At 50.2% G+C, this 22,868-nt stretch carries 18 protein-coding genes and 1 riboswitch; of the genes, 15 read left to right on the forward strand and 3 right to left on the reverse strand.

The window, feature by feature from the left end:
* Window positions 1-858: 858 nt before the first annotated feature.
* The 9 genes from C1752_RS21880 (at window position 859) to C1752_RS28110 (ending at window position 7,852) form a co-directional block, all read left to right on the forward strand.
* Window positions 859-1,602 (forward strand): hypothetical protein, encoded by a 744-nt coding sequence (locus tag C1752_RS21880; RefSeq protein WP_146242397.1) that lies wholly within the window; start codon window positions 859-861, stop codon window positions 1,600-1,602.
* 190 nt (window positions 1,603-1,792) lie between these two features.
* A complete protein-coding gene (locus C1752_RS21885; protein WP_110988190.1) occupies window positions 1,793-2,449 on the forward strand; it encodes a dioxygenase family protein in 657 nt (218 codons plus the stop codon).
* Between the two features lie 25 nt (window positions 2,450-2,474).
* Window positions 2,475-2,921, forward strand: a complete 447-nt coding sequence (locus C1752_RS21890; RefSeq protein WP_110988191.1) for an MOSC domain-containing protein — start codon at window positions 2,475-2,477, stop codon at window positions 2,919-2,921.
* Window positions 2,922-2,976: 55 nt separating this feature from the next.
* The gene (locus C1752_RS21895) at window positions 2,977-3,720 is read left to right on the forward strand and encodes a CorA family divalent cation transporter (RefSeq protein WP_110988192.1); all 744 of its coding nucleotides are present in this window, start codon (window positions 2,977-2,979) and stop codon (window positions 3,718-3,720) included.
* A 64-nt stretch (window positions 3,721-3,784) separates the two neighbouring features.
* On the forward strand, window positions 3,785-3,985 hold the full coding sequence (locus C1752_RS21900) for a DUF751 family protein (protein WP_110988193.1): 201 nt from the start codon (window positions 3,785-3,787) through the stop codon (window positions 3,983-3,985).
* Window positions 3,986-4,048: 63 nt separating this feature from the next.
* Window positions 4,049-4,453: a 30S ribosome-binding factor RbfA gene (gene rbfA, locus C1752_RS21905; RefSeq protein ID WP_110988194.1), complete on the forward strand. Its 405-nt coding sequence runs from the start codon at window positions 4,049-4,051 to the stop codon at window positions 4,451-4,453.
* 12 nt (window positions 4,454-4,465) lie between these two features.
* Window positions 4,466-6,064 carry a glycoside hydrolase family 3 N-terminal domain-containing protein gene (locus C1752_RS21910; RefSeq protein ID WP_110988195.1) on the forward strand — a complete coding sequence of 533 codons (1,599 nt, stop codon included), beginning with the start codon at window positions 4,466-4,468 and terminating at the stop codon, window positions 6,062-6,064.
* A gap of 4 nt (window positions 6,065-6,068) precedes the next feature.
* Window positions 6,069-7,253, forward strand: coding sequence for an aminotransferase class V-fold PLP-dependent enzyme (locus tag C1752_RS21915; protein WP_110988196.1), 1,185 nt, complete (start codon window positions 6,069-6,071; stop codon window positions 7,251-7,253).
* Between the two features lie 347 nt (window positions 7,254-7,600).
* A complete protein-coding gene (locus tag C1752_RS28110) occupies window positions 7,601-7,852 on the forward strand; it encodes a hypothetical protein (protein WP_146242398.1) in 252 nt (83 codons plus the stop codon).
* 41 nt (window positions 7,853-7,893) lie between these two features.
* On the opposite strand, the gene C1752_RS21920 is transcribed toward C1752_RS28110, so the two are convergent.
* Both C1752_RS21920 and hemB read right to left on the reverse strand, forming a co-directional pair.
* Window positions 7,894-8,280 (reverse strand): Rid family detoxifying hydrolase, encoded by a 387-nt coding sequence (locus C1752_RS21920; RefSeq protein ID WP_110988197.1) that lies wholly within the window; start codon window positions 8,278-8,280, stop codon window positions 7,894-7,896.
* Between the two features lie 333 nt (window positions 8,281-8,613).
* Window positions 8,614-9,600 (reverse strand): porphobilinogen synthase, encoded by a 987-nt coding sequence (gene hemB / locus C1752_RS21930; protein ID WP_110988199.1) that lies wholly within the window; start codon window positions 9,598-9,600, stop codon window positions 8,614-8,616.
* 234 nt (window positions 9,601-9,834) lie between these two features.
* Window positions 9,835-9,919, forward strand: a riboswitch (cyclic di-GMP riboswitch).
* A gap of 285 nt (window positions 9,920-10,204) precedes the next feature.
* On the opposite strand from hemB, the gene C1752_RS21935 reads away from it, so the two are divergent.
* From C1752_RS21935 to C1752_RS21945, 3 genes are all read left to right on the forward strand, one after another.
* A complete protein-coding gene (locus C1752_RS21935) occupies window positions 10,205-11,299 on the forward strand; it encodes a YHYH protein (protein WP_110988200.1) in 1,095 nt (364 codons plus the stop codon).
* 190 nt (window positions 11,300-11,489) lie between these two features.
* The gene (locus C1752_RS21940) at window positions 11,490-13,142 is read left to right on the forward strand and encodes an AAA-like domain-containing protein (RefSeq protein WP_199464482.1); all 1,653 of its coding nucleotides are present in this window, start codon (window positions 11,490-11,492) and stop codon (window positions 13,140-13,142) included.
* A 3-nt stretch (window positions 13,143-13,145) separates the two neighbouring features.
* A complete protein-coding gene (locus tag C1752_RS21945; RefSeq protein WP_110988201.1) occupies window positions 13,146-16,652 on the forward strand; it encodes an AAA-like domain-containing protein in 3,507 nt (1,168 codons plus the stop codon).
* Between the two features lie 30 nt (window positions 16,653-16,682).
* Here the strand turns inward: C1752_RS21945 and ispG are convergent, their stop codons facing one another.
* Window positions 16,683-17,900 carry a (E)-4-hydroxy-3-methylbut-2-enyl-diphosphate synthase gene (gene ispG / locus C1752_RS21950; RefSeq protein WP_110988251.1) on the reverse strand — a complete coding sequence of 406 codons (1,218 nt, stop codon included), beginning with the start codon at window positions 17,898-17,900 and terminating at the stop codon, window positions 16,683-16,685.
* A gap of 194 nt (window positions 17,901-18,094) precedes the next feature.
* Between ispG and C1752_RS21955 the strand changes: the two genes are divergently transcribed.
* From C1752_RS21955 to C1752_RS21965, 3 genes are all read left to right on the forward strand, one after another.
* Window positions 18,095-18,907, forward strand: coding sequence for an E3 ubiquitin ligase family protein (locus tag C1752_RS21955; RefSeq protein WP_110988202.1), 813 nt, complete (start codon window positions 18,095-18,097; stop codon window positions 18,905-18,907).
* 474 nt (window positions 18,908-19,381) lie between these two features.
* Complete coding sequence (locus C1752_RS21960; protein WP_110988203.1) at window positions 19,382-20,806, forward strand: ammonium transporter; 1,425 nt, start codon at window positions 19,382-19,384, stop codon at window positions 20,804-20,806.
* Between the two features lie 230 nt (window positions 20,807-21,036).
* Window positions 21,037-22,746, forward strand: coding sequence for an ABC-F family ATP-binding cassette domain-containing protein (locus C1752_RS21965; RefSeq protein WP_110988204.1), 1,710 nt, complete (start codon window positions 21,037-21,039; stop codon window positions 22,744-22,746).
* The last annotated feature ends 122 nt before the right edge of the window (window positions 22,747-22,868 follow it).

Below are 22,868 nucleotides of genomic sequence, written 5' to 3' on the forward strand. Positions count from 1 at the left end.
AAGAGAGTTAGAGTTGCTAACGCACCCACCAGAGATGAATATGACTGGGCGTTTGAGCTTAATTAGGATAATCTAGATTCATAGCTGTGGTTCAAGAAAAAATGATACCTACTACAGACACAACCCAACGATTCACATCAAAGAATCTGGCCTTTCTCGAGTCAATGTGAAGGTTAGCTGAGAAAGCCATTTTCTTGGCTCCAGAATGGATGCTGAATCGCAGCACAAAAAGCTGGGCGCACCAAAATCTTTTCAAAAATCCAGAAAGTTTGAAGCTGAATGTCCTGAGAGAGTTCTCTCTACATTCCCAAGTTTGGCTGCAAGCTAAGCGATGGGCTGGATCATTGCCGAAGAATTCTTATGTCCCTTAAAACCTTGATCTTGATTCATTAAGACGCAGCATCCGGTTCCGAAGAGATTTAACTTCTTGGACTAAAAGCTAGCAATATAGCTGAGCCACAAACTGTGTGGGCCAAGCATTAGCCTCCCCTACAGGTGGCCTCAGTTGACCTATGCGCAGATATTTTTGAAACCTTGCTGCATAAGAGGCGAAGGTCTACCGCTAGCAATCACCGGTTGCAGGAGCGTTTGTTCAGAACGCCACATCCTTCATTAGCGCCATTTTGAATCGGCGTCCATTTCAAGCATTTAACCTTTCGTCTTTATTAAAAAATGCAGTACCTCGAAGCTGAAAATATCATCAAATCTCTTCCCCAAGGGAAAACACTTTTCTATTACTTTAAAGATCGTTATGCACTCATGTTGCTGAGCTATTTCGTCAAAGCCGGGAAGAGAAAGCACGAGATACAAACCTCAGCATTCTCCAAATTGCTCACTAAACCCAACGTTAAACAGGCAATGTCAAACGCAGGGGGTAAAATCCTATCAGAAGATATTTTTGACTCACAGTGGCCTTTGCAAAGCGAGTGTTATCGGCTGACCCTCGGTACCTGGGGAAGTGGTTATCAGTACTACGATCAGATGTCGCGGCAGGGTAAGAATCTTGTCCTGCAGCTCAACTTCTCTTCCAAGCACAATCGTCCCTACCAACGGCTGATTAGACCTGACGACTTTCATCCATTTGAATACGAAGACCATCCGATCTCAGATGGTGGGCACCATACATTAGCTTGGTCCCGCATTGATTTAGATCTCAATACTGGCGAAGCCCTCATCGAAGAGATTCAGAACGATTGGATCCGATTTGCTCTCAGAAGCAAAGCTGCTGCCGATCATAAATCTGACTCTATCTACTTTCGAGGGTCTTTGCTTCGCGTCAACCAGGTAAGAGAGTATGTAGATCAAGTCCTGCTCCCTCATATCAAGCTGTGGGATGAGGCTATGCTCGCTGCTACAATTTGGTTCCTGCGAGAAGAGCTAGGCATCAAAAAGATCTTTTACCACACCTACGAGTCAGGAGCTACGCTGAAAAAAATAGCCGGGACATTACCTCCTAGATCGCTATACACAGCATTACCTAAAAAGTTTTGCTTCCGCGAAACGCATGAGCAGCCAACATTCCTGAATCCTAGCGTCAGAAATAAAAAAAGAAGACAGCTATTGAGCAACGCTAGGTTTCAATTATTGAGCTGGCAATCATAACCATTGGGCCTTATCCACACAAGGAGGATAAGGCCTCAAATTCTTTTAGGTGGGCAATGCCTTTTACACGGAGGAACTTCAGAACCGTTTTATCTTCACAGGCAATAGAGCAACGATAAGAACTGGCTCGATCACTGCCCAATCGTTATGTATCTTAAACCATTACTCACTCCAGTAACTTCAGGCCGACATGCAAAATAAAGATAAGAGCCGCAGATTTTTTTTGAAGCTGGGTCTTGCAAGCACAGCCTCGGCAGTCTTTGGGAAGTCGGTGCACGGACAATCCATCCTAAAAATCAATCCGACTCCATCCGAAATTGAAGGTCCTTTTTATCCTGTCATGGCCCAAAAGGACAAAGATTTCGACCTGACTCAAATTGAAGGAAAAGAAGGAAAGGCCAAAGGCAAAATCATCACTATCGAAGGGCAAATTACTGACACCAATGGCGTCCCCCTTGAGGATGCCACCGTAGATCTATGGCAGGCTAACAGCGCAGGCCGTTACCGCCATCCCCGTGACCCTAACGACGCACCACTCGATCCCAGCTTTCAAGGCTGGGCAATTGTTCCCAGTGGCAGGGAGGGGGGATTTCGCTTTCAGACAGTTTATCCAGGTACTTATCCAGCAGCAGCAGGCTGGACCCGCCCGCCGCATCTCCATTTCAAGGTGAGTAAATTGGGCTACGTCGAATTAATTACTCAGATGTACTTTCCCGATCATGCTCTCAATGAGACAGATTTGCTGCTGCAAAGTAAATCAACAGAAGAGCAAAGTCTAATGATTGCTAAGCTATCGAGCAAAAGTCCTGAAACCTATCGCTACAATATTGCTCTATCAAAGGCCTAATTAAGCCTGTCGTCGGTAAGCAAAGATGAACGGTCAAAACATCAAAGCGATCTGGATAAAGCGAGCCAAACGCGGCCCAATGGATGCTGTCCAGCAAGCAGAAGCGATCGCAAGTCAAGGACTCGTAGGCAACGCCAACCAGCGAGGGCGGCGACAGGTCACTCTTCTTGATGCAGCCGTATGGCAGCAAGTCATGCAAGAACTAGGTGTGAGCCTAGATCCATCAGTGCGTCGTGCCAATATATTGGTGAGCGGCATCGACCTAGCAAAGAGCCGCAAGCGCGTCCTACAGATTGGAGAGTGTCGCATACGGATCTTCACTGAAGCCAAACCCTGCGAACGGATGGACGAAGTTTTACCAGGGCTGCAAGCTGCTCTCTACCCAAACTGGCGCGGCGGAGCCTGTGGTGAAGTGCTGCAAGGTGGAACTATCAGTGTTGGCGATCATGCTGTCTGGGCAGACACACGATAAGCAGATCTAGTTTGGGCATTCTCATAATCAGAGCAATGTTTTTGAGGCCACCTCTATGACGGTACCTTCAGGCTGGGAACTCCCCCAAGCAATAAAACGACGACTAGGCCAAAAAGAAGCAGGCAAGCAACGGGCAATGGTAGCAGAGGAGCATTTGTTACTGATCCTGCACAAAGTCCCAAAGCAAGGAAGTCGCAAACGCACAGGTCTCTTCTTCTGGCGCACCCCAAACGGCAGTTGGAAATATAGCGGGGGTGGTGATGGATTGGGAAAATTACGCAGCCATGTCAAAGCTTACAGTGATGCAGAACAGGCACTGACAGCTCAGTATGAGCAAGCTGCTACAGCAGCAGACTACTTTCATCTGCTTGAAAATATTGGCCCTCTAAGTCGAGCGACAGCAAACCTTTATGCAGCATTGCAGGCCGCGCGAGAAGCCATTTCTGACGATCTCAACATCATTGACCTTCGAGATGCGGCGATTGATCTGAGCCGAACCCTAGAACTACTTTATGACGACACAAAAAATGCCCTGGATTATGCGCTAGCTAAGCAGGCTGAAGAACAAGCAAGGTTAAGTCAAAAGTCTGTACGAACGGCACAACGCCTGAATATCCTAGCTGCGATTTTCCTGCCACTGACAGCTCTTTCAAGCGTTTTTGGAATGAATCTCCATAGTGGGCTAGAGGATCAGTCCACCTCTATCTTTTGGATAGTACTGATCGCGGGTATCTTCCTTGGATTTGCCACAAGAGACTGGGTTCTACGGGGCAAAGTTAGACCTTCAAACTCTAAATGAGTTGAGACTAGAGCTTTGGGTTAAGATCAGACCTAATTCCTGCGTCACCAGAGATCAAGAACCCATGAGTGATTTCTTCAAAAACGTCTTACTCTACCCGCGTTTTTTAGCGGGTATCATGCTAGGTGTGCTGCTGTTCGTCCTCAAGCCCTTGGCACCTTTTATGAAAAATCCGGTGACTGCTGTTGCCCTGATTGGCTTTTTTATAGGTGGATTTGCCTTTGTTACCTTAACCTTACGCGCCATGCTGGGCTATCCGATCTAGACTAGGCAGGGATCCTTGAGAAAAAGAGGATCGGGCGATGTGCAGTAAGAGAGGAATTCAATCATGGCCACTGGACGTCGAGTTTCAAAGGTTGCCGAGCTGATCCGGCGGGAAGTCAGTCAGATGCTGCTCCATGAACTCAAGGATGAGCGCGTTGGGGCCGGTATGATTAGCGTCACCGATGTAGATGTTTCCGGCGATTTACAGCACGCGACCGTGTTCGTCAGTATTTATGGTTCTGAAGAAGCCCAGGCCGAAACAATGGAAGGGCTTGATTCAGCCGCAGGCTACGTACGGCGAGAGTTAGGAAAGCGGGTTCGCCTGCGCCGCTCTCCCGAAATTATTTTTAAGGAGGATCGCTCCCTTGAGCGCGGCATGGGCATGGTCTCTTTGCTCAATAAAATCGGTGCAGAACGCAAGCCCGAAGTAGCGGAAGATTCTACTCCTTCTCTAGAAACAGAAATTTAGGCAGATTTAGCTTTGACTCAGCTACCCGAATTTTCCGAGCTATCTTTAGCAGCTCAAGTTGCTCAGATGCTGGTGGTGCGAGCCTCTGGTCATCTTTTTGACCATCAGATTCAATATCCGAGCTGGGAACCCCAAGCAAAACCGCTCCGCCACTGGCTTCAGGATCTCGGGGTTGGGGGCGTCATTCTTCTAGGAGGGAGCGCGGCTGAGATTGCGCTGCGCTGTCAACAGCTCCAGGAATGGTCGAAGCTACCGCTGTTCTTGACGGCTGACATCGAAGAAGGCGTGGGCCAGCGATTTTCGGGCGCGACCTGGTTCCCGCCACCGATGGCGCTGGCTGCAATCCCTGACCAAGAACAGGCGCAACGATATGCCGAACAGATGGGGGCGGTTACGGCTCAAGAGGCTCTAGCGATTGGCCTTAATTGGGTGTTGGCTCCGGTCGTAGATGTTAACAATAACCCCAAGAATCCCGTGATTAATGTGCGGGCCTTTGGTGATGATCCGCAAACGGTGGGGAAACTGGCGGCGGCTTTCATTCGCGGTGCTCAAGCTCATCCAGTGCTGACGACGGCGAAGCATTTCCCAGGGCATGGTGATACGGCGACTGACTCCCACCTTGATCTGCCGGTGGTGCCCCATACAAGGGAGCGACTGCAAAAAGTTGAGTATCCGCCGTTTAAAGATGCGATCGCATCCCAGGTTGACAGCATTATGTCGGCGCATTTGCTGATTCCAGAACTGGACAAAAACTATCCGGCAACACTCTCCGACCGCATCTTGACGCAGGAGTTGCGGCAAAATCTTGGGTTTGAGGGATTGATTGTCACCGATGCATTGGTGATGGGTGCGATCGCAAATCAATACGGCGACAACGAAGCTGCAGTCCTAGCGGTGGAAGCCGGGGCCGATGTCTTAATGATGCCCGCCGATCCACCCGGAGCCATAAAAGCGATTTGCGAAGCTGTCGAGACAGGCCGCATTCCAGCAGACCGCATTCACGCATCTCTAGAACGAATCTGGCAGGCCAAGAAAAAGCTCACCGCTCTTAGCGTTGAAGAGAACGATCATCAACATGCCTGGGAACTCCAGCCTCCACCCCCCATTAATCTCAATCCCCTCGCGGCCCCCGCAGCCCTCACAGCAACGGCTGAGATCCTCAAAGCCTCTAGCAAAGTTCAGGGGCAGATCACACCATCCAATCGCCAGCGCACCGTAATTATTGTCGATGACCTGCTTAATTGCGCGGTTCTCAGTCGCAAGGCACCCGCCGTCGATATCCCACAAAAGCAGGGCTATCAGGTCCAGCTCGTTGATAGTCACACGCCCGATCCAGCTCTGAACAACTCGGAATTTGAGGCGACGCTACTGCAGCTTTTTGTCCGAGGCAATCCCTTTCGCGGCAGTGCCGAACAGTCTCAAGTCGTCCAGACCTGGCTAGACTTTTTGCTCAATGCCCAGCAGCTTCAGGGATTAGTAATCTATGGCAGTCCGTACATCTACGAGCAATTGAAGCCCCAAGTCTCTCAGGGAACGCCCACAGCATTTTCCTACGGACAAATGCCTCTGGCTCAAACCCTCGTCTTAGAGCAGTTATTTCGTGAATCCTGAAAATATGACTCATTCGTCTGTAAAGACACAAACGCTAGAAGAACATCGGCAGCAGTTTCCCGCCCTGCAGAATAAACTCTATTTCAACTATGGCGGCCAGGGTCCACTCTCTCAGCCTGCTTTGGATGCCATTCAATCAGCGTATATTGAAGTCCAGGAAATTGGACCCTTTACTGGGGCTTCTAATAAATGGATTACGCAGCAGGTTGAAGGAGCTAGGGATGCGATCGCAACCGAACTCAACGTCGCCTCCAGCACCATTACCCTCACCGACTCCGTTTCCACCGGCTGCAACATCGCCCTCTGGGGCATTAATTGGAAAGCCGGAGATCACCTACTTCTATCAGACTGCGAACATCCCAGCGTGATCGCCACCGCCCAACAGCTCCAGCGTCGCTTCGGCATCGAATTTTCCACTTGCCCTATCCTAGAAACCCTCAACGCAGGTGATCCCATCGCAGCCGTCCTTGAACACCTGCGTCCTCAGACCAAAATGCTGGCGATCAGCCATATTCTTTGGAACACTGGCCAAGTTCTGCCGCTACAGTCCCTCATTCAGGCGTGCCGACAGCAAAAACCCGAAATTTTAATCCTAGTGGATGCCGCTCAGTCCGTGGGCGTGCTCCCCCTCTCCCTCGCAGAACTAGATGTTGATTGCTACGCCTTCACCGGCCACAAATGGTGGTGCGGTCCCGACGGCCTCGGTGGACTCTACGTCAGTCCCAACGCTTTAGAGAAGCTAGAACCCACTTACATGGGCTGGCGCGGCGTCACCGTTAGTTCCTCCGGTTACCCCACAGGCTGGCAACCCGATGGCCGCCGCTTTGAAATTGCCACCTCAGCCTATCCTCTGTTTGTCGGCCTGACGGCAGCCCTAAAGCATCAGCAGCAATGGGGGACCGCCCAAGATCGCTATCAGCGCATCCTACAGCTGAGCCAAAAACTATGGCAGCAGATGCGTCAAATCCCTGGTATCCATTGTCTTCGCTCTGCTCCCCCTGAATCGGGCTTAGTTTCCTTCCAATGTGCAGAACACCGAAAGCTGGTTCAAGACCTCGAACACCATCAGATGATGGTCCGGTTAATTGCCGATCCCCAATGCGTACGGGCCTGTGTCCACTACTTAACACTAGACTCCGAGATCGATCAGCTGACAGCGCAAATTTCTCAAATCATGAGTACGCGATAATATGCCCACTCTCAGACCTCTCCTCGGCCTAAATCTCTCAATTGAAGTCACAAAAGTACAACATCTCCGTAGAGTCACAGAACTTTAGCAAGGGAATTTACATAAGTTCCGTGTAATTACTGAAGAGACTCTACGTGAATATTCGGTACTGTTTGATTACAGGCGTGACGTAATCCAATCATGCTTGTTTCAGCACCTTCATGACATTTTCGTCTTGACTTGCTGAGTTTAAGGGGGGATTAAGTTCATCGGCCACACCACCGTGGCCATTCATCTTTACTCATCCCAACAGGGACCGTTATATCTTTCTGCTTTGCTGATAGCTCTACGCTGATTGTCAAAGCATTTTGGCTTGTCAACATTTTCGGCCTCAGGGACTCAATATTCACCCCACTGCTCATACCCACCTCACCCTCTCAAAAACTATGATGACCGAAAAAAGCATTAGAGATACCCGTGGCAACGGCCATGAAGCCTCAGCAGAAAGCAAACAGCTCGCCATCAGCTTGAAGTTTCACTATGCTGAAACGCTACGCAACATGACCCTACAAGAAACGCTTCAGACCATCGCCGAAGTGTGGGAAACCTGCAATCGTTAGCGATTTGCGGTGGCCTATTTCAGGAATTGGACAACTCGTTGCTAATGGGCCACCGCAACACAGTCAATTTCCACCAACACATCCTTCGGGAGCCGAGCCACCTCAACACAGGCTCGGGCAGGGGCAGTTGCCTCATCAAAGTACTGTGCATAAATCTGATTGACCGTCGAGAAATCATTCATATCGGCCAGAAAAACCGTTGTCTTCACCACCTGCGGCCAACCCACACCTGCTGCTGCTAGCACTGCCGCCAGGTTCTTCATCACTTGCTCAGTTTGTTGGCTCACGCCTGTCCCCACGATCGTCCCATTGACGGGATCAAGCGCAATTTGCCCAGAGACAAAGATCATCCCAGCAGCTTGAACAGCCTGATTGTAAGGCCCCACGGGAGCCGGAGCATGATCGGTATGGATAATAGAGTGAGACATAGTGCTTCGATAGTCAGAGCACTACTCACAATAGCATTCGCTTCCTCTGCGATAATAAGCAACAGAGGCAGGCTAAAAGTATCTGCTGAGGACAGTTCTCCTTGCGCAATCGCTACTCGCTATGGGAGCATCCTACTTTCGCTCAAGTATTGCACGGCCCTCACCTTAAGTCCCTCTCCCAATTTTGGGCGAGGGACTTTGAGTACTTTTATCTTGTTCCCCTCTTCTTCCAAGGTTGGAAGAAGGGGCTGGGGAATGAGGGCCAAGTGCAACTGGGATACTTCCATCGCTGCTAGCAAAGGCATGATTCAGCCCACTCAATGAGCACAAAACCTATTGCGACTCTAGCCAGCGAGCCGCATCTTTAGCGTGGTAGGTCAAGATTAGGTCTGCGCCCGCTCGCTTAAAGCTGGTCAGCGTTTCCATGACCACTCGTTCTTCGTCAACCCAGCCGTTGAGGGCTGCAGCCTTCACCATCGAATACTCACCCGACACGTTATAGGCCGCCACCGGCACATTGCAGGCCTGCTTTACCTGCCAAATGATATCCATATAGGCCAAGGCAGGTTTCACCATCAGCATGTCGGCTCCTTCGTGGAGGTCTAGCTCGATCTCTTTGATCGCTTCTCTAGAATTAGCCGGATCCATCTGATAGGTGCGGCGGTCGCCAAACTGAGGCGCTGAATCCGCCGCATCTCGGAAAGGTCCGTAGTAGGCAGAAGAGTACTTAGCGGCATAGGAAAGAATCGGCAAATCCTCAAATCCAGAGGTATCTAGCCCCTCTCGAATCGCTTGCACAAACCCGTCCATCATGCCCGAAGGAGCGATGATATCGGCCCCAGCCTTAGCTTGAGACACTGCCGTTTTCTTCAGCAGCTCCAGCGTCGGGTCGTTGAGAACTCGCCCCGTCAAGTCGCCTGTTTCTAAATAGCCGCAGTGACCGTGCTGGGTATACTCGCACAGACAGGTATCGACAATCACCACCAGATCCGGCACCGCCTCTTTGACGGCTGCCGATGCCTTTTGCACAATGCCGTGATCATGCCACGCCCCTGTCGCTTCAGAGTCCTTATCATCTGGAATCCCAAACAGAATTATAGATGGGATGCCAAGGTCGTAGACTTCTTTAGCTTCTTCTACAATCTTGTCCACCGATAGCTGATAGACTCCCGGCATCGATGTCACTTCTTGGGAAACGCTTTCCCCTGGTACCGCAAAGAGAGGATAGATCAGGTCACTAGTGGTGACGACGGTTTCTTGAACCATGCGACGCAGCTGCGGATGACTGCGGAGCCTGCGGGGACGATGTTTGGGGAACATGATTTTTAGCAACAATACGGTAGATAGGTTGAGCTTTGCTGAAGAAATGCAGAGTAGATGCGACAGCAAAAAGACAACACCCTATACTCTACTGTTGCACTCGACCCCTTTCAATTCCGCGATTGTTTCTATATATTCACAGATCGATTTCAGAGTCCCTTGACGATCCATTTCTCCGAGGCTAGGATGGACGCCTACTCGGCACTGATCCCCCCTAAGTCGCCCTGTAGCTGGCTCTCGAAAGGGTACCTTGCATCGAAAGGGCAAGACACAAATTAGCAGGCCTAAGCTTTACAGTATGGTGGCTGCTAGTGCCGAAGGGCCTTTACAAAATTTTTCTCAGACGAAGAGTGGTTACCCTTAACTCTCAAGTGGGTCATCATTCAGCATTTAATCCAAAAGCCTTTTCGTTGGGAGCTTCCGATGCTATCCTGACCCCGAGTTGAGTGCTGTAGCGTAGCTGTCTGGATTGAAAGCCTACTTCTTGTGAACAGGTCAGTTGAGTCTTCTATATAGTTTAGAGCAGCAGAAAAGACAGAAACATCTCGAAGTTTTTCTTCTCTTGGGGGCACTCTAAAAGCACCCCCAAGAGAAGAAAATCCCTATGCACGTTAGCCAGGAGTGTCTCGTGAGCATCGGTCGGCAATCGGGTCGATTACTGCTGTCGGTTATTCTTACTTTTTCCACTAGCGGAGAAACCTACGGTGACACAACTTCTCACAATCACAAGTATTCAACGCAAAAACTGAGTCAGGCTTCTGTCAATACGAATCAGGTCAGAATCCAACTGGAAGGGGACAGCCGCTACATATACGCTAACGGCATTCCAGATCATACCCATGGTTCATTTCCCAATCCTGGCAATCCCAATAGCATCTCGCCGCAAACCTATCGATTTCGAGTACCGACAACCCCCAAATTAGCAACCCAAATAACGGCACTGCGTGGGAGCCTGTTTGGTGTCGCACTCAATGGTATTCCTTTGGATCCAGGAACAGCAGAGGTTTGGACATCTCAGGGACCCAGCCATGCTTTTAGTGCACAGAATAAAGCAGAATGGCGCTATGAAGCCCTATCAGGCCGCATTAATCTTGGGATTGATCAAAGCCATGCTCACGTTCAGCCAACGGGTGCTTATCATTACCACGGCTTGCCGCTAGGTCTTATCCAGCAGCAAGGTCGCGATCAGCCCATCATCTTCATCGGGTATGCTGCAGATGGCTTTCCTATCTACGCTTCATCTGGAAACACTGCAGCAGTCTCAAGCTACCGAGTTAAGCAAGGACAACGCCCCAGTGGCCCAGGAGGACGCTATGATGGCACCTTTGTTCAGGACCACGAATTTATAGCTGGGCTAGGCAATCTCGATCAGTGTAATGGACGTCAGGGAAAAACCCCTGAGTATCCACAGGGGATCTATCACTACTTCATCACGACGACGTTTCCTTTCATTCCCCGTTGTTTTCGCGGCACTCCTGATATCAGCTTTAGACATCAAAAATCTGCTGGACTGAGACAGTTTCCATCCCGTCCAAAGTCACGTCCTGCGGCCCACATAAAGCAACAGCCCCAACAACGCTTAGATCAGAATCATCGGCCATCAGCAGGCGGGCGGCGACCGCCCTTTCCGCCTTCTGGGCATCATCATCCGTTTTCGCCACCTCACGGTTCCCCGCATCGGCATCATCCCCCTCACTAGCCAATGACGTGGAGATAAATTGAGTTCCTTAGCGAAGTTGGGAATACTAGGGGCAACTGTCAACCGTACTCACCCTGAACGTTTCCTCTAGTTGTCTAGCTATCAGAGAGCCATCACAGACGTAATGGAACAGGCGATTACTAAAGCTTATTCAAGATGTCAGCCGCCCGAGCAATTTAAGAACTTAGGTATGGACCTTTCTGCGATGGATAGGGCGAGACAATCTTTCTCTGGAGGGCGGTTACCAAAGATTGAGTTCCCCGGAGGGGCCGTTCCACTCAGTTCATCGCTTTATATCAAGCGTTCTAATATTGAGCAGCTAGCCTATCAAGAGCTTGACCAACCCGGTAGTTTGATCCGCATCCAGGCTCCTCAAGGAATGGGGAAACGCTCGCTTCTATTGCGATTAATGGCCTATGCCAAGGTTCAGGATTACCAGACGGTCAGGGTCAACTTTCAGACGGCAGAGCAATCCGTTTACACAAGCTTAGATAAATTTCTCCGCTGGTTTTGTGCGAATGTAGCACGGCAGTTGAAGCAAGCAGCCTGTCTCGATCAGTACTGGGATCCAGAGATTGGGGCTAAGCTAAGCTGCACGCTCTATTTTGAAGAGTATTTACTGGAAGCCATTGAGAGTGAGATCGTTTTGGCTCTCAGTCATGTCGAGCAGATCTTCGAGCACCCTAAAATTGCGCAAGAATTTTTGCCCATGCTGCGGTTCTGGCATGAACAGGGTAAACAGGCTGAAGCATTTCAGAAATTACGGCTGATTGTCCTCCATGCCACAGATGTCTATGTGCCTCTGCAGGTGCATCAGTCTCCGTTTAACGTTGGGCTACCGCTGCAGCTATCGCCGTTCTCCTTAAAAGATATTCAGACTTTGGCGCATCGCCACGGACTCGATTGGGACCAAAATCTGGCTCGACCGCTCATGGAGATGGTTAGCGGCCATCCGTATCTGGTGAGGCTAGCAATGTACCACATCAGCCAACAAAATATGACCTTAGCAAAGGTGTTGGAAGAGGCTCCTACTCAGGGGGGGATTTATAATCAGCATCTGAGAGGGCTGCTAAAAACGCTGCAGCAACAGCCGGCTCTAGCGCAAGCTTTCAAAAAAGTCGTCACTTCTATCGATAGCGTGGAGCTTGAGACAATCTTGGCCCACAAGCTTAATCGTCTAGGGCTTGTACTTCTGAGAGGGAACCGATGCATCATTTCATGTGAGCTTTACCGCCTGTACTTTGCACAGCAAAAGTTAGGTCCAGTCGATGAGTGGCGGATTCGGCTTGAGCAGCTTGAGCAAGAGAATATTCATCTCAGAGCATTAGTGAACCTAGACGGTCTCACACAGATTGCAAATCGTCGTTCTTTTGATGATTATCTTGATTCTCAGTGGAAGAATCTGACGGAGATCAAGGCTCCACTGGGTCTACTTTTACTAGATGTTGATCACTTCAAGCAATACAACGATACCTACGGCCATCCAGCAGGGGATCAGTGCCTGCAGCAGGTAGCTCAAGTTCTCCAGCGCTGTGCCAAACGCTCTTCTGATTTGGTCGCTCGCTACGGTGGTGAAGAGTTCGCCGTGGTTCTACCCCTCACAAATGCTCAAACCTCAGCCAGACTCGCCGAGGAAATTCGGATTCAGCTAGGATTGCTTGAGATTGCCCACGAAACCTCTAGCCTTGAGGCGGGCATTGTGACGGTCAGTATTGGCGTTATCAGCGTTGTTCCTGGATCGGAGGGTAGCCCTGAAAAGCTGATTCAGGCTGCAGATAAGGCACTCTATCGAGCTAAAAAGGAAGGGCGAGACCGCATCTACACTCACTCCTCCTCAGGATAGGCCATGCGCTATCAAATTGGCGGTAGCCTGACGGCCAACGCACCCAGCTATATCGCACGACAGGCGGATGAAGATTTATACGAAGCGCTACGGCAGAATTCATTCTGCTACGTTCTTAATGCTCGCCAGATGGGCAAATCATCGCTGTTGGTGAACACCCGACATCGGCTGCAGCAGCAGGGCTACCGATGCGCCGTGATCGACATGACGAATCTGGGGAGCGAAAATATCTCTCCGCTGCAGTGGTACAAGGGCATCATTAAAGATCTCTGCCGCAGTTTTAAGCTCCGCAAAGTTTTTGATTTCCAAAGCTGGTGGCAAGAAGAAGCAGATATTTCACTACTCCAGCGCTTCAGTCGCTTCATTGGAGATGTTCTGCTGCCTCAGTTTCCTGATCAGAACCTGGTGATTTTCATTGATGAAATTGACAGCATTCTGAGCCTGCCGTTTTCGGTCGATGACTTTTTTGCCCTGATCCGCTTTTGCTATAACCAGCGAGCGATTGATCCCAGCTATGAGCGGATTAATTTTGCGATTTTTGGGGTGGCTACGCCCTCGGATTTGATTTGCGATCGCAACCGCACCCCCTTCAATATCGGCACCTCCATTCACCTAAGCGGCTTTACCCTAGAGCAGTCTCAAACCCTAGCTCAGACCCTACCGCTCTATAAGGGCAGCAACTCTGAAATCCTCAAAGCCGTCCTTCACTGGACCAACGGACAGCCATTCTTAACGCAAAAGCTCTGTCAGCTCGTGATTCAGTCTAGCCAAGATGCAGTAAGCGGTGGCTTATCCATCCCGCCAGGAACAGAGAGCTACTGGGTCGAGCAAATCGTTCAGCAACACATCATCTCAGAATGGGAATCGCAGGATGAGCCAGAACATCTGCGAACAATCCGCAATCGAGTGTTGATGGACCAAGGAGCCGTGGGGCGTCGTTTGGGACTGTATCAGCAGATTCGTCAAGGCAAGACTGTTCCCAGTGATGACAGTCGTGATCAAGTTGAATTAGTGCTGTCAGGTTTAGTCATTCGGTCTTATGGGCAGCTCCAGGTCAAAAATGAAATCTATGCAGCCGTCTTTGATTTAACCTGGGTGGAGAATCAATTGGCCCAACTACGGCCCTATGCAAGACTACTAGCGACCTGGGTCGAGTCAGCAAAAACAGATGAATCTCGGCTGCTGCGCGGGCAGGCCCTCAAAGATGCTCAGCTTTGGTCTCAGGGGAAACGGCTGAGCGATCTGGACTATCAGTTTTTAGCAGACTCAGTGGAGTGCGATCGCAACCAAGTTCAGCAAGCGCTCGAAGCCGATCGCGTCAAAGCCATCGAAGCCCAACTGATCCAGGAAAAGAGAGTCGTTAAACAACAGCGCCGCTTTTCAGTCCTATTGACCCTTGCTTTTTTAGGAGCATTGGGCTTGGGGGGAGCCACCTTCCTGCAAAATCGGCAGGCCCGTCGCCATGCCCAAACGGCTAGGGTCAGCGAAGTTAAGGCACTGATGTCCTCCGCTGAAGGAAACTTCGACTCTCATCGTCAACTAGAGGCCTTAACTCTGGCTATTTCAGCGACGCGTAAAGCGCAATTGCTAAAAGACAAACCACTACAGCAGCAGAGCCAAACCGTTCTTCGCCAGACTCTTTACGGCCTAGAAGAAGCAAACCGTTTGCCCACCGTCACTGGAGCCAGAGCCGTTTCGACGAGTCCTGACGGTCAATTCATTGTCAGTGGCCTATCCAACGGTTTGATCTACCTTTGGAGACAAGATGGAACGGTCGTCAAGACGTGGACCGGACACTCATCCAGGATTAACGACATTACCTTCAGCCCAGACCAGCAATACATACTCACAGCTTCTGCCGATCGGACCGTCAAAATGTGGCGGTTAGACGGCACTCTTATTCGGACCTTCTCTGGCCATAGGGAGGGAGTCACGGGTGTTCAAATCAGTCCTGATGGCACCTTGATTGCCTCTAGTTCCTCCAAGCAAGGCATCAAATTATGGGGCGTTGATGGAACCCTAGTTCAGGACATTCCCAAGAAAGGAGCAGCGGGCTTTAGCCCAGACAGCCAATGGTTCGTCACCTCTGGAAAGAATCATCCACTACAGATTTGGGGACGAGATGGCAAACTCAACAAAACACTCCCCCATGTGGGCCGGCCAATTCATCGCCTCACGGTTAGTCCAGATGGGCAACTGATTGCTGCAGCCTGCATTGATAAAACAGTTCGACTCATTCATATCGATGGTCGTTCCTACAAAACGTTTACGGGACATCAGGCTCTGGTCCGCGATGTTACCTTCAGTCCTGATGGTCAACAGGTTGCATCGGTGGCAGGCGACAAGACCGTCAAGGTGTGGCAAACGCACGGCGAACTGCTGAAGACCTTTGAGGGACACCGGGCATCGGTATGGAGCATTGATTTCACCCCAGACGGGCGGCAAATTGCCTCAGCTTCAGAGGATGGCACCGTTCGGCTCTGGCAGCTTCAGAATCCGCTCCTGACCCAACTCGTGGGCAATACTGATTTCATTCCGAACCTAGCAATGAGTGCAGATGGTCGATCCGTGGCAACAGTGGGTCCTGGCAGCGGCATTTTGCTGTGGAAGCAGGGACCAAAGGGGAAATTTTCACCCTTGCCGTACCTCCACATCAAGGGTCCAAAAGCCCATAGAGCTCCTATTCACGGGGTTGCTTTTACCCCCGATGGGAAGCAATTTGTCACGGTTGCGCGGGACGGCCTAGCGAAATTTTGGGATCTAAACGGCACTCTTTTGCAAACATTGAAGGTGGATAAACCACTGTGGCGAGTGGCCTTTAGCGCCGATGGAGAGAGGGTTGCGATCGCAACCAGCGACAAAACTGTCAAACTCTGGCAGCGGAATCAACAGGGGCAATTCCCCAATCAACCGACTCAGGTTCTCAAAGGCCATACTGCGATGCTCCGCACCGTCACCTTTAACGACAGAGATGACTTACTCGCCTCCGGCTCAGCAGATACAACGGCCAAAATCTGGCACCGCGATGGTTCCTTAAAGGCAACCTTAAAGGGACATACTGATACGGTCCGCGGCTTAGCCTTTAGTCCCACCTCACCTCACCTTATCTCTGCCTCAAATGACAATACACTCAAACTCTGGCAGCTAGACGGAACCCTAGTCAGAACATTTATCGGTCACGATTCTAGCGTCCGGGACGTTGCTTTCCATCCCGATGGAAAGCTATTAGCTTCTGCATCAATGGACGGTACTGTAAAGGTTTGGCGCACGGATGGAACGTTGCTGCGTTCTTTAACCCACGATGCTGCAGTGCGATCGCTCACCTTTAGCCCAGACGGTCAAACTATCATTTCCGCAGGGGAAGACCAAACCGTACATCTCTGGAACTGGTCAAAAATTAAAGCTTTAGATGAACTGAACTATGCGTGTACGTGGGCGCACAACTATCTCGCCCATAACTTAAAGGATGAACAGAGCAATCTATGTCCATCCTCTTCAGAAGGGAATTAGCACAGACTTTTTCTTTGCACTCAGCTCTCTTTACTCAGGGTCAACCCAACGGTCATCTGACTTAATCAGATCAATAAGGGCTGCGACTCCCTGATCTTCAGGGACTTTGTTTACTTCGTCGCGACCTCGATAGAGCGAGATATAGCCCGGTTGCTTGCCCACATAGCCATAGTCCGCATCCGCCATTTCACCTGGACCGTTAACAATACAGCCCATCACGGCGATATCCAGCCCCGTGAGATGATTGGTCGCCTCACGGACTTTATGTAATACCTCTTCCAAATTAAATAGAGTCCGCCCACAGGAAGGACAGGCAACGTATTCCACCATCGTCTTGCGGAGACCCAATGCCTGCAGAATGCTGTAGCAAACCGGGATTTCTTTCTCCGGGGCTTCAGTCAACGAGACCCGCAGCGTGTCTCCAATCCCTTCAGCTAATAATGTGCCGATGCCTGCAGTGGACTTGATTCGACCATATTCGCCATCACCGGCTTCGGTAACGCCGAGATGTAAAGGGTAGTCCATGCCTTCAGCATCCATGCGCTTTGCCATCAAGCGATAGGCGGCAAGCATCACCGGGACACGGGAGGCTTTCAGGGAAATCACGAGATTTCTAAAGTCGAGTGATTCACAAATACGAATAAACTCAAGGGCCGACTCCACCATGCCTTCGGGAGTGTCGCCGTAGGTAAACAGCATCCGCTCAGCTAGGGAGCCATGATTAACGCCAATTCGCATCGCCTTATTTTGATCTCGCAGAGAAATCACCAGCGGCTCTAGGGTTTCGCGGATCTTGTTACCAACATCGTCAAACTCAGCCTGCGTAAACTCAGTGCGATCGCTTCTCGGTTTTTCAAAGACGTATAGCCCCGGATTAATCCGCACCTTATCGACATGCTTGGCAACTTCGAGGGCAATCTTCATACCGTTATGGTGAACATCTGCCACCAACGGCACAGCTTGATAGGTGTCAATCAGCTTTTGTCTAATTTCTGCTAGCGCCTTAGCGTGTCCCATACTGGGCACCGTGACCCGGACAATCTCGCAGCCCAGCTCATGGAGGCGACGAATCGCTGCGACAGATCCTTCTATATCTAAGGTGTCTTCATTAATCATTGATTGCACAACGACAGGCTGTCCACCGCCAATGGTAATGTTACCCACAGGCACGGCTCGGGTTTTTCGACGCGGGATCGTAGTGTCAACGTGTTCGAGAGGACTGGCAACAGGCTGTGACAGGGTCTGCATGAATTGAAGCATTTAGACAGCAACCCGATCATACTGCAATCCCTTTACCTGAGGGTTAACAGATTAGAAGAGAGTGTCAGCAACTACCTGAAGCTCTCTCCAGCAGCATCACAATGAGAGGCCTTCTTGCTCAGCATGAACTGCGAAGAAGGGAGATGGGTAGCCTATAAGCAGTAGAGTCTGTGGAGCACACAATGGCAATTGTTGGCGGAATTTTGCTTGTAGTCAGTGTTGTGTTGTTCTTTGTCCAACGCAATGCCAAGCAAAAGTTAGCCAGTATTCGACAGGCGCGTCACGGCACAATTGCCGATCTGCAGCGCACAGCTCAAGAGATTGCGGCTGAAATCGGATCTGGGAGCTGGCGCGACTATGTCAAAGTTCGTGGCGATATCCAGTGCGCTCGCCCTCTGACCTCTGAACTAAAGCAGGTTCCCTGCGTCTACTACAAAATGACGGTGGAGCGCGAGTACGAAGAAACCGTTACCAAGCGCGATGACGAAGGACGAACGAGACAAGAAACGGAACGAAGCTCTGAAATCGTCTCTCAGAATCAGCGATCCACGCCTTTTATGCTGAGCGACAGTACAGGCGAGATTCTGGTCAATCCAAGCGATGCGTCAATTGAAACGGTTTCAATTCTCGATGAGTTTCGGGCAGAGTCATCAATGAATAGCTCCCTCTCCTTTGGGGGCTTTTCGCTATCAATCGGAGGGGATAGAGCCGGTCGTCGCACCTTGGGCTATCGCTATCGAGAATCTATTTTGCCATTGGACCAAAAAGTTCTGGTCCTAGGACAGGTAACGGACGCTCAAGGACCATCCGGCAGTTATGAGAACACCTGCCTAGCCATTGAAAAACCCACCGAGAAGAAGCAGAGATTTATAGTTTCTCTGAAATCAGAGGAGCAACTGCAGCAGGGCGTTTCAAGTACGGCGAAGTACGCTTTTTACGGCATGCTTTCGACTTTCGTCGCCGGTACTATTTTGCTGGGCGCTGGACTTGCATAAATAGGACAAACAGCGTCTCGATTTAACAGCGATTCTTTCAAGAAGAAGACGCAGTCTAGACTGAGACAGGGAAATTAGAGTGCACTAGATGAGATCGCATCTCTAAAACTCCACCAGAACTCACAAAGCCTTCTTAGCACAAGCCGAGTGAGAAACAGCCAGCCTACCGTTCTCATCAAGCCTAAATTATTCTACCGCGAGATTTTATTGAGGCCAGCGACAAGAACAAACAGATTAAAACCATCTCCCAGATAGATTTCCAGCTACTTTGATATTTTCAGAGCATTTTACTATTCAGGCCAAAAAAGTAGCGCACACTACAGTAACGGTCAAGAAAAAGTTAGACACTACACTCCAGAATTGACCTTGCAAGCATGTGTAAGCTAAGTTCTCGTCTACCCAAGCCGTTAGGAATTGGGAGCATTCTTAATGTGTGCAGATTGGTAGAGACTCACTAGAGAAAGCAGGATTGATATGCAGACTTCACGATCAAATATTTCAATTCCTGAGCCAATCAGGGATGTATTTAGCTCTTTTTCACCTCGCTGGTTAGCCTGTATTCCCTTATCGGCTCTTATTGTAGTCGCTTGGCATACAGCTGCTGTCGCTCAAGGTTTCGAGGCTCCAGCGGATATAGACGAACTAAGAGTCGTTTTAGATTCAATTTTTCTTTTATTTTGTTCCGTCCTGGTCATTTTCATGAACGCCGGCTTCGGAATGCTAGAAGCCGGTTTCTGTCGCCAGAAAAATGCGGTCAACATTTTGGCGAAAAACCTGATTGTGTTTGGGCTTGCAACACTGGCCTACTGGGCAATTGGCTACGGCCTCATGTATGGCGAAGGAACGCAATTTATCGGTACCAGTGGCTTCTTCTTCAGTGGTGATCCCGCAGCATACGGCAACGATGCCTACCCTGCCGCCGTCCCCGAAGCCATTTCCTTTCTCTTTCAGGTTGCCTTCGCCGCCACCGCCGCCACCATTGTGTCCGGTGCAGTCGCAGAGCGGATTAAATTTGGCGCCTTCATGATCTTCAGCGTTCTGCTCGTCGCAATTTCTTACCCGATTACCGGACACTGGGTCTGGGATGGTGGCTGGTTAGCTGAAATGGGTTTCTCTGACTTTGCGGGTTCAACGGTCGTACACTCCGTTGGTGGCTGGGCCGCTTTAGTGGGTGCAGTGATTTTAGGCCCCAGGCTCGGCAAATTCCAAGATGGTCGACCCAGCGCGATTCCTGGCCACAATATGGGTTTCGCGACCCTGGGTTGCCTCATTCTTTGGATCGGCTGGTTTGGCTTCAACCCTGGTTCTGAGTTAGCAGCCACCGCGAACGTTCCTTATATTGCCGTTACCACCAACTTGGCAGCAGCAGCAGGAGCCGTCACAGCCACCTTCACCGCCTGGTTAAAAGATGGCAAGCCTGACCTATCAATGATTATCAATGGCGTTTTGGCAGGCCTAGTGGGCATTACCGCTGGCTGTGCAGACGTAAACTACTTATCTGCCGTTATCATTGGTGCGATTGCAGGCGTCATTGTCGTCTTCTCGGTTTCCATCTTTGACAGCCTTAAGGTTGACGACCCCGTAGGTGCAATTTCAGTTCACCTCGTTTGCGGTATTTGGGGCACTTTAGCCGTCGGCATCTTTGGTACCGGCAGCATCGTCACTCAAATCATTGGCATTCTAGCCATTGGAGCCTTCACCGTCGTCTTCAGCGCCATTGTCTGGACCGTGCTCAAAGTCACAATAGGCATTCGAGTCACGGCTGAAGAAGAATCAATCGGCCTCGACATCAGCGAACATGGCATGGAAGCCTACAGCGGATTTGTCAAAGAAGCCGGTGTATTTGGTAGCTCTGGTGCAGCCCCATCCAGCTCAGGCATGGGAGCAACTTTCAAATAAGCCGGAACACAGCTTTCTTCTATACCCAATAGAAACTTAAAGCATATTCTCCGAAGTAGCTAACTCATCAGGCTACTTCGGATTTTTTGTGAGTATTCATGCAGACAGAAAATTCGCAAAAACACACCGAAATTTGAAGGTCAGTAGACTATAATTAAGTTTTATTTCAGTCCACGGATTTACATGAACAGAGATTCCGTGACGCTTGCCCACCCCCATCGGAGTCCTGAATGCTACGCCTAGAGCACATCAGCAAAATTTATCCCACTGGCGAAATTCTCAAAGATATCAACTGGGAGCTGAAACCTGGCGATCGCATCGGCCTCGTGGGCGTCAACGGAGCCGGGAAATCGACCCAGCTCAAGATCATTGCCGGTGAGCTAGAGCCAACCGCTGGCGAAGTCATTCGACCCAATAGCCTGCACATTGCCTATCTCAACCAAGAATTCAATGTTCAGCCCAGCAATACAGTCCGTGAAGAGTTTTGGACCGTTTTTAGTGAAGCAAGCCAGGTACAGCACAAGCTGACCGAAGTTCAGCAGCAAATGGAATCGGCTGAACTGGATGACTTAGATGCTTTAATCAACAAGCTAGACAAACTACAGCGCCAGTTTGAAGCCCTTGACGGCTACGGACTCGAAACTCGAATTGAAAAGATCCTGCCGGAGATGGGTTTTTCTGACGAAGACGGCGATCGTCTGGTGAGTGCCTTCAGTGGCGGCTGGCAGATGCGGATCTGTCTCGGAAAGATTCTTCTGCAAAGCCCAGACATTTTGCTACTGGACGAACCCACCAACCATCTTGATCTTGAGACCATCGAGTGGCTAGAAACCTATCTGAAAGGATTAACCACCCCAATGGTGATTGTCTCCCACGACAGAGAATTCATGGATCGCCTGTGTACCAAGATTGTCGAAACCGAGCGCGGCGTCTCAACTACTTATTTAGGCAACTATTCCGCTTACTTAGCGCAAAAGGCCGAGGCCCAGGCGGCCCAGTTAAGTGCTTATGAACATCAACAGAAAGACATCCAAAAGCAAGAGGTCTTTGTAGAACGATTCCGGGCCAGTGCAACCCGCAGCACCCAGGCAAAAAGTCGAGAGCGTCAGCTCGATAAGATAGAACGCATTGACGCCCCCATTGCCAATGTCCGCACGCTGAAATTTCAGTTTCCACCCTCTCCTCGCAGCGGTCGAGAGGTGATCATCATCGAAGATTTAGTAAAAAGCTACGGCGAAGATATTCTATTTCTAGGCGCGAACTTACTGATCGAAAGAGGCGATCGCATCGCTATTTTGGGTCCCAACGGTTCCGGGAAATCAACGCTGCTGCACATGCTGACTGGATCTGAGACACCAGATGAAGGCGGCATCCGGTTCGGCGAACACAACGTCATTCCAGGATATTTTGAGCAGAACCAGGCAGAAGCGCTAGACCTCAACAGAACCGTGATGGAAACGATCCATGACGCAGTCCCTGACTGGAAGAACGAAGCTGTTAGAACGCTACTGGGTCAATTTCTATTTCGTGGCGAGACCGTCTTCAAAAAAGTCATGGCGCTTAGCGGTGGCGAGAAGGCCCGTTTAGCCCTCGCAAAGATGCTGTTGCGGCCCGTGAATCTGCTCATTCTAGATGAGCCCACCAATCATCTCGATATCCCTGCCAAAGAGATGCTGGAGTCTGCCCTGCAAGACTATGACGGTAGCGTAGTAATCGTATCCCACGACCGCTACTTTATCTCTCAGGTCGCCACTAAGATTGTCGAAATTCGGGACGGTGAACTTCATCTCTTTCACGGCGACTATCACTACTATCTAGAAAAGCTAGAGCAGGAGCAAGAGCAGGCTCGATTGACCAAGATAGCGGCAGAAAAAGCAGAAAAAGCTGCCGCTAAGCGGGAGAAGAAAAACAACAAGAAAAAGTCAAAAGCTAAGCTGTAAAAATAGGCAGAGAGAACTGACTATTTTTTACAGGTCGGGTGAATCCCACTTTTTTGAAAATCCTGTATGGCCCCTTATCCTAAATCCCTTGCCCAATTCTGGGCGAGGGACTTTTATGTCCT

Source organism: Acaryochloris thomasi RCC1774 (assembly GCF_003231495.1).
GTDB lineage: Bacteria > Cyanobacteriota > Cyanobacteriia > Thermosynechococcales > Thermosynechococcaceae > RCC1774.

Excerpts from the sequence above, each read along its gene's own strand:
- C1752_RS21880 (WP_146242397.1), top strand. The coding sequence starts at position 859 with ATGTCAAACGCAGGGGGTAAAATCCTATCAGAAGATATTTTTGACTCA.
- C1752_RS21885 (WP_110988190.1), top strand. The coding sequence starts at position 1,793 with ATGCAAAATAAAGATAAGAGCCGCAGATTTTTTTTGAAGCTGGGTCTT.
- C1752_RS21890 (WP_110988191.1), top strand. The coding sequence starts at position 2,475 with ATGAACGGTCAAAACATCAAAGCGATCTGGATAAAGCGAGCCAAACGC.
- C1752_RS21895 (WP_110988192.1), top strand. The coding sequence starts at position 2,977 with ATGACGGTACCTTCAGGCTGGGAACTCCCCCAAGCAATAAAACGACGA.
- C1752_RS21900 (WP_110988193.1), top strand. The coding sequence starts at position 3,785 with ATGAGTGATTTCTTCAAAAACGTCTTACTCTACCCGCGTTTTTTAGCG.
- rbfA (WP_110988194.1), top strand. The coding sequence starts at position 4,049 with ATGGCCACTGGACGTCGAGTTTCAAAGGTTGCCGAGCTGATCCGGCGG.
- C1752_RS21915 (WP_110988196.1), top strand. The coding sequence starts at position 6,069 with ATGACTCATTCGTCTGTAAAGACACAAACGCTAGAAGAACATCGGCAG.
- C1752_RS21920 (WP_110988197.1), bottom strand. The coding sequence starts at position 8,280 with ATGTCTCACTCTATTATCCATACCGATCATGCTCCGGCTCCCGTGGGG.
- hemB (WP_110988199.1), bottom strand. The coding sequence starts at position 9,600 with ATGTTCCCCAAACATCGTCCCCGCAGGCTCCGCAGTCATCCGCAGCTG.
- C1752_RS21935 (WP_110988200.1), top strand. The coding sequence starts at position 10,205 with ATGCACGTTAGCCAGGAGTGTCTCGTGAGCATCGGTCGGCAATCGGGT.
- C1752_RS21940 (WP_199464482.1), top strand. The coding sequence starts at position 11,490 with ATGGACCTTTCTGCGATGGATAGGGCGAGACAATCTTTCTCTGGAGGG.
- C1752_RS21945 (WP_110988201.1), top strand. The coding sequence starts at position 13,146 with ATGCGCTATCAAATTGGCGGTAGCCTGACGGCCAACGCACCCAGCTAT.
- ispG (WP_110988251.1), bottom strand. The coding sequence starts at position 17,900 with ATGCAGACCCTGTCACAGCCTGTTGCCAGTCCTCTCGAACACGTTGAC.
- C1752_RS21955 (WP_110988202.1), top strand. The coding sequence starts at position 18,095 with ATGGCAATTGTTGGCGGAATTTTGCTTGTAGTCAGTGTTGTGTTGTTC.
- C1752_RS21960 (WP_110988203.1), top strand. The coding sequence starts at position 19,382 with ATGCAGACTTCACGATCAAATATTTCAATTCCTGAGCCAATCAGGGAT.
- C1752_RS21965 (WP_110988204.1), top strand. The coding sequence starts at position 21,037 with ATGCTACGCCTAGAGCACATCAGCAAAATTTATCCCACTGGCGAAATT.